Genomic DNA, 6,206 nt, shown 5'->3' on the forward strand with positions numbered 1-6,206 from the left:
CCCGTGCCCGAGCCCTCCTCCCTCACGGCCGTCCGCGACTCCTACGACACCGTCGCCGCCGCCTACGCCGAACGCGTCCCGAAGCCCTCCGAGTTGGACCCCATCCCCCGGGGCATGCTCGCGGCGTTCGCCGAGACGGTGCGGCGTTCCGGCCTGGGCCCGGTCGCGGACCTGGGCTGCGGTCCCGGCCAAGTGGCCCCTCACCTGGCCGACTTGGGACTTCCGGTGTTCGGCGTCGACCTGTCGGCCGGCATGGTGGGACTGGCCCGGCGCGCCTACCCGCACCTGCGGTTCGTGCAGAGTTCGATGACCGCGCTGGGCGTGGGCGACGGCGTACTCGGCGGCATCCTCGCCTGGTACTCCACCCATCACACGCCGCCCGCGGAACTGCCGCTGCTCTTCGCCGAGTTCCATCGCACGCTCGCGCCCGGTGGCCACCTGCTGTGGGGATGCCACGTCGGCGACGAACACCGGCGGCCCACACAGGGATACGGCCACCCCGTGTCCTACGAGTGGCATCTGCTGCCCGTGGAGCGTGTGGCCGAACTGCTGGGGCAGGCCGGGCTGATGGTCGTGGCGCGGTTGGTGCAGGAGCCCGAGGGGCGGTTGACCCGGCCCCACGCCTGCCTCGTGGCGCGTAAAGCCTGAAAGCCGTACCGCGTGTGAAGGGACACGGCCGGTGACGGCTCAACTCCGGTCGGACGCACGCCGTTCACGCCGATGTACTGGCGTACGGCCGGCGAAGGCCCACCCGGACGCGGAGGTCCGTGTCATCGACGCCGACCACGAACTGCCGCTGGAGAAGCCGGCGGAACCGACCGCGGCTCTCGACCGGTTCGTGACCGGCTGCTCCTGACGACCGGGACACACGGGGCCGCTTTCAGGGCCCGTGCGTCAGCCGGTGGTGAGCACCATACGGAAGCGGGCGGCACCGGAGAGCATCTTCCGGTACGCCTCGCCGGCCTGGTCCAGCGGTACGGTCTCGGTCATCGGACGGATCCCGTGCAGGGCGCTGAACGCCAGGGTGTCCCGCACGTCCTGCGAAGTGCCCGACGGGTGCCCGCGGACCACCCGGCCGCTCATGATCAGCTGTAGTGGGGTGATGCCCAGCGGTTCGGGCGACGCCCCGATGACCACCAGTTCGCCGCGGTGCGACAGCCCGTCCACGGTCGCCGTGATGGCCTGGGAGTTGCCGGCCGTGGCCAGGACGGCCTTGGCGCCGCCCAGTGACCCCAGCGCCTCCGCCACGGGTGTGGCCGCCGTGCTGTCGATGTAGTGGTGCGCGCCCAGATGCTTGGCCAGGTCGGCCTTGTCGGCTCCCCGGGCGATCGCCACCGTCTCGAAGCCCATGGCCGCCGCGTACTGCACCCCCAGATGTCCCAGGCCGCCGATGCCGAGCACCGCGACCAGGTCGCCGGGGCGGGCGGAGCTGCGGCGCAGCCCGTTGAACGTGGTCACGCCCGCGCACGCCATGGGCCCGGCGTCGCTCGCCGCCAGGGAGTCGGGGATCCGGGCCAGTGCGTCGACCGGTGCGATCACCCGCTCGGCGAAGCCACCGTCGTACGCCCAGCCGGGAACCCTGAGGTTCGGGCACACGATGAAGTCGCCCTGCCGGCACGGTGTGCAGTGGCCGCAGCTGCCGCCGAACCAGCCCACCGTCACCCGGTCGCCCACCTGCAGGCCCCAGTCCTCGGTCCCCTCGCCGAGTTGCTCGACGCGGCCGGCGATCTCGTGCCCGGGGACCACCGGGAAGTCGATGCCGGGAACGGCCGCGTCCACGAAGAGGCTGTCGCTGTGGCAGATCCCGCAGGCCTCCACGGCGATCCTGACGTGGCGGGGGCCCGGCTCCGGCACCTCGCGCCCGGCGATCTCGAAGGGACCGCCGGCCGTGGTCACCTGCGCGACTTTGTAGGTGGTCATGGGTCTCTCCCGAAATTCTCTCCCCCGAAAAAGGCGGGTGCGACGGCCCCCGCCACCAGCACATCAGCTCCGGGCGGATCACGCGCGCCGTACGAGACCGCGGCGGCCCGCGACCACTCGGGGTGCTCGAAGCCGAAGCCCGCGCCGAGCAGCCGCCGGGGGACACCCCACGCCTTGCGCCACGCGCGCATCAGTGTGCGTCGGGGTACGGGGGAGGGCGCGGCGAGGTTCACCGGGCCGGTGCTGCCGTCGACCACCCCGGCCCAGGCCCCCGGGGACCTGCCGTCCCACAGGACCCGCCCCGCAGGTGTGGGCCGTCGGCTCAGTCCTTCCCGCCGGGCGGCATGGGCCGTACGGTGAGGATCTGCTGGGCGTGCCCGACCGGGCCGTGCAGGTCGTGCAGGACCGTGCTGGTCAGGCCCAGGCCGGTCGGTCCGAAGGTGACCGTGGTGTCCAGTCCGGTCCAGCGGCCCTCGGGGCGGCGGTGGAGGTGCACGGTCAGGTCCACGTTGGGAAACATCCACGCGGTGGGCGACTGCCGTGCGGCGATGCCGTTGGCCGTGTCGACCAGGGCCAGGTAGGAGGCGAGCGGGCTGCTCGGCTCGCCGGCGACCAGGGCGAGCGGGGTGGAGATCCACGCGGTGGTGCGGCCCGGGCGTGGCGGGGCGAGCGGGCGGACGTCCAGGGAGGCGATGTAGCCACCGGGCCACAGGTCGCTCATCACCCAGGGGGCGAGCCGGTCGGGAGGAGTGAGCCGGTCCTCGGCGCCCCCGGCGACGGAGGCGGTGTCCTGGGCGGACAACAGCCAGGTGCGGGCCCGGACCACCGGGCGGCCGGCGATGTGTACGACGGCTTCCAGCAGTTCGATGGTGCGACCCGGCCGGAGCACCGCCACTTGTATCTCGCACTCGTCCAGGGCCGGCCGGCCCAGGATGTCGTAGCTGATCCGGGCCGGTGTCAGGCCGGTGTCGGGGCGTGCGGCCAGGTGGTCGTCGATCGCGTGGGCGATCAGTCCGCCCAGCGGACTGAAGTGCTGCTCATCCGGGGCCCAGGCGCCGCTCGCGTGGACGGTGGGCTTGAAGCGGTGCTCGTCGATGCGTTCGTAGTAGCTGTCGGGAACCGGGGTGCCGCTGTTCAACGGGTTTACCTTCCAGGGTTGTTCACGGAAATGCTGAGTAGGCGCGGGGTTCCGCGCCGGACCGGCAGGGCAGGCCCATCATCGCCCAGCCGATGCTTGGCATCTACACCCACTGTCCCTCGGGAGGTTACGTGCAGTTGCGCGACGTGACACCGGACGACGTCGACGCCTACATCCGGATGCGCTGCGATCCGGTCATGATGGCCGAGCTCGGCGGGCCCCTGCCGGTCGAGGGCATGGCGGACAAGGTGCGCCGGGACGCCGAGCGGGCGGCGGCCGGCACCGCCTGGATCAAGATGATCGCCCCCGACCCGCAGGCCCCCGAGGTGGTGGCCGGGACGGTGACCATCTGGGCCCGTGAGAGCGACGACGGCCCGATGCCGGAGATCGGCTGGATGGTGCTGCCCGAGTTCCAGGGGCAGGGCCTGGGCGGACGCGCCGTCCGCGCGCTGCTCGGGCGGGCACGGGACGAGGACCGCTGGGGGGGTGGTGCACGCCTTCCCGGCCACGACCAACGCGGCCTCGAACGGCATCTGCCGCTCGCTCGGCTTCCGGTTCCTCGCCGAGCGCGAGGTGACGTTCGCGGGCCGGGTGCTGCGCACCAACCACTGGGTCGTCACCCCGCGCACCGACCTGACGCCGGGGTGAGGGGCGGGCTCAGGCGAGGCTCACCCACGCGCGCTGCTCGGCGGAGCGGGCCATGGCGTCCAGTGCCGTCGCCGCGGCCACCGCGTCGTCGAGGGTGGCGCCGTACGGCCGGTTCTCCGCGATCGAGCGCAGGAAGTGGTGTGCCTCGACGACCTTGAGGTCGTCGTAGCCCATGGCACTGGCCGAGCCCGGCTGGAAGGCCTCGTACACGCCGTGGCCGGGGCCGACGTAGACGGTGCTGACCGGCTGGTCCTGGTACGCGGTGCCGCGGCTGACGCCGAGTTCGCCCATGCGGCGGAAGTCCCAGAAGAGCGCGCCCTCGGTGCCGTGGATCTCGAAGCCGTAGTTGTTCTGCTCGCCCACCGAGACCCGGCACGCCTCCAGGACACCGCGCGCGCCGGAGGCGAAGCGCAGCAGGCAGTTGACGTAGTCGTCGTTCTCGACGGGGCCGAGTTCGCCGCCCGCCGCCCGGGTGTGACCGGCGGTGGCACCGGACGGGCGGGCCCGTTCGGGTACGAACACGGCGGTGTCCGCGGCCAGCGAGTCGATCTCGCCGAGCAGATGGCGGGCCAGGTCGACCCCGTGCGAGGCCAGGTCGCCCAGCACGCCGCTGCCGCCGCGCTCACGCTCGTAGCGCCAGGTCAGGGCGCCCTCGGGGTGGGCGGCGTAGTCGCTGAACAACCGGACGCGGACGTGGGTGACCCGGCCGATCTCGCCGGCCGCGACCATCTCGCGGGCGGTGGCGACGGCGGGTGCGTTGCGGTAGTTGAAGCCGACCGTGCCCCGCACGCCGGCCTTGGCGGCGGCGTCGGCGACCGCGCGGGCGTCGTCGGCGGTCAGGCCGACCGGCTTCTCGATCCAGATGTGCTTGCCGGCCTCGGCCATGGCGAGGCCGATCTCACGGTGCAGGAAGTTGGGGGCGGTGATGCTGACCGCCCGGACACGGGGGTCGGCGGCGATCTCCCGCCAGTCGCGGGTCGCGGAGTCGAAGCCGTACCGCCCGGCGGCCTCCTCGGCCCGGCCGGGCACCTCGTCGGCGACGGCGACCAGGCGCGGACGTACCGCGAGTTGCGGGAAGTGGTGGAGCACGCGCGCGTACGCCTGGGCGTGCACCCGTCCCATCCAGCCGAATCCGACGACGGCGACGCCGAGCACATCCACCATGACAGCCCCTCTTTGGACCGATCCAAAACCTGCGGGCCCACGATGAAGGCCGGGCCTGTCGGGTGTCAACCCCCTTCGCCGACGCACTCCCGGCCCTTTACAGAAGGTTCCTCCTGTGGAACGGTCCACCACGTGCGACCTCCGACCATCCGTGACGTGGCCGCGCGGGCCGGCGTGTCCAAGTCCCTGGTCTCGCTGGTGCTGCGCGGCTCCGGCAGCGTGCGCTCCGAGAAGCGGCAGGCGGTCCTCGCCGCGATCGACGAGCTCGGCTACCGGCCCAACGCCGCCGCCCGCAGCCTCAGCGAACGGCGCACCCGCACCGTCGGCGTGCTGCTGAACGACATGCGCAACCCCTGGTTCGTGGAACTCCTCGACGGCCTCAACTCCCGCCTGTACGACAGCGGTCTGCGCATGCTGCTCGCCGACGGCCGGCTCAACCGGCGCCTGGGCGAGGACCTCACCCGTACCTTCACCGAACTACGGGTCGACGGCCTGGTCGCCGTTGGTACCCTGCGGGACCCGCAGGCGCTGCGCACCGCGGCCGGCCGGGTCCCCACCGTCGTCGCCGGAACCCGCGAACCCGACCTGCCCGGGGTGGACGTCGTCGCGGGCGACGACGAGCACGGCGCCCGGCTGGCCACCGAGCACCTCATCGCCCTCGGCCACCGGCACATCGCCCACATCGCCGGCCACGGCGCGGTCGGCGAACTGCGCCGCCGCAGCTTCGAGGCCACCATGCGCGAGCACGGACTGGCCGATACCGCGGTCGTGGAGCAGGGCGACCTGACCGAAGAGGGCGGCTACCGGGCCGCCGTACGGCTGCTCAGCCGCCCCCGGCGCCCCACCGCCGTCTTCGCCGTCAACGACATGGCCTGCGTCGGCGCGCTGTCGGCCGCCGAGGAGAGCGGCCTCGGGGTGCCGCGGGACCTCTCCCTGGCCGGCTACGACAACACCTATCTGTCGCGGCTGCGGCACCTGTGGCTGACCACCGTGGACAACGCCAGCCACGACGTGGGCCGGCGCGCCGCCCAGCGGCTGCTCGACCGGATCGACGCCCCGGACCGCCCGCGCGCGGTCGACCTGACCACCCCGTACCTGGAGGTACGCGGCACGACCGCCCCGCCCGGCGGCGCCTGAGGCGAGGCTCAGCCCGCCGGCACCTCCGCCCACCGGCGGATCTCACCGGCGTACGCCCGTACGCCGCACCGGTCCGACAGGACGGTGACGATGTCCAGGCCGCGGCCGTGCCCGTCCGGGTCCGGCGCGGCGGACGGCTCGGGCGGCGCCGCGGGTCCCCGGTCGGTCACCTCCACACGCACGGCCCGGCGCCCGCCGG

6 protein-coding genes and 2 pseudogenes are annotated in these 6,206 nt (G+C 73.4%); 4 read left to right on the forward strand and 4 right to left on the reverse strand.

Annotated features, from left to right (window positions below; all coding sequences use genetic code 11):
- The first annotated feature begins 3 nt into the window (after positions 1-3).
- Both DEP02_RS13425 and DEP02_RS13430 read left to right on the forward strand, forming a co-directional pair.
- Complete coding sequence (locus DEP02_RS13425; protein WP_112467566.1) at positions 4-648, forward strand: class I SAM-dependent DNA methyltransferase; 645 nt, start codon at positions 4-6, stop codon at positions 646-648.
- Between the two features lie 31 nt (positions 649-679).
- Positions 680-856, forward strand: coding sequence for a hypothetical protein (locus DEP02_RS13430; RefSeq protein ID WP_438947759.1), 177 nt, complete (start codon positions 680-682; stop codon positions 854-856).
- A 38-nt stretch (positions 857-894) separates the two neighbouring features.
- Here DEP02_RS13430 and DEP02_RS13435 read toward each other — a convergent pair whose 3' ends face one another.
- Together DEP02_RS13435 and DEP02_RS13440 are read right to left on the reverse strand one after the other, a co-directional pair.
- Positions 895-1,920, reverse strand: coding sequence for an alcohol dehydrogenase (locus tag DEP02_RS13435; RefSeq protein WP_112467557.1), 1,026 nt, complete (start codon positions 1,918-1,920; stop codon positions 895-897).
- Positions 1,921-2,242: 322 nt separating this feature from the next.
- Positions 2,243-3,058: a thioesterase family protein gene (locus DEP02_RS13440; protein WP_112467558.1), complete on the reverse strand. Its 816-nt coding sequence runs from the start codon at positions 3,056-3,058 to the stop codon at positions 2,243-2,245.
- Between the two features lie 131 nt (positions 3,059-3,189).
- Here DEP02_RS13440 and DEP02_RS13445 point away from each other — a divergent pair.
- A pseudogene (locus DEP02_RS13445) lies at positions 3,190-3,706 on the forward strand (GNAT family N-acetyltransferase).
- Between the two features lie 9 nt (positions 3,707-3,715).
- Here DEP02_RS13445 and DEP02_RS13450 read toward each other — a convergent pair.
- On the reverse strand, positions 3,716-4,870 hold the full coding sequence (locus DEP02_RS13450) for a Gfo/Idh/MocA family protein (protein WP_112467559.1): 1,155 nt from the start codon (positions 4,868-4,870) through the stop codon (positions 3,716-3,718).
- 132 nt (positions 4,871-5,002) lie between these two features.
- Between DEP02_RS13450 and DEP02_RS13455 the strand changes: the two genes are divergently transcribed.
- The gene (locus DEP02_RS13455; RefSeq protein WP_112467560.1) at positions 5,003-6,007 is read left to right on the forward strand and encodes a LacI family DNA-binding transcriptional regulator; all 1,005 of its coding nucleotides are present in this window, start codon (positions 5,003-5,005) and stop codon (positions 6,005-6,007) included.
- Between the two features lie 8 nt (positions 6,008-6,015).
- Here the strand turns inward: DEP02_RS13455 and DEP02_RS13460 are convergent.
- Positions 6,016-6,206: pseudogene (locus tag DEP02_RS13460) on the reverse strand (ATP-binding protein); the annotation flags it as partial.

Origin of the sequence: Streptomyces triticisoli (assembly GCF_003270085.1) — a bacterium.
Lineage (GTDB): Bacteria > Actinomycetota > Actinomycetes > Streptomycetales > Streptomycetaceae > Streptomyces > Streptomyces triticisoli.

Excerpts from the sequence above, each read along its gene's own strand:
- DEP02_RS13450 (WP_112467559.1), bottom strand. The coding sequence starts at position 4,870 with ATGGTGGATGTGCTCGGCGTCGCCGTCGTCGGATTCGGCTGGATGGGA.
- DEP02_RS13435 (WP_112467557.1), bottom strand. The coding sequence starts at position 1,920 with ATGACCACCTACAAAGTCGCGCAGGTGACCACGGCCGGCGGTCCCTTC.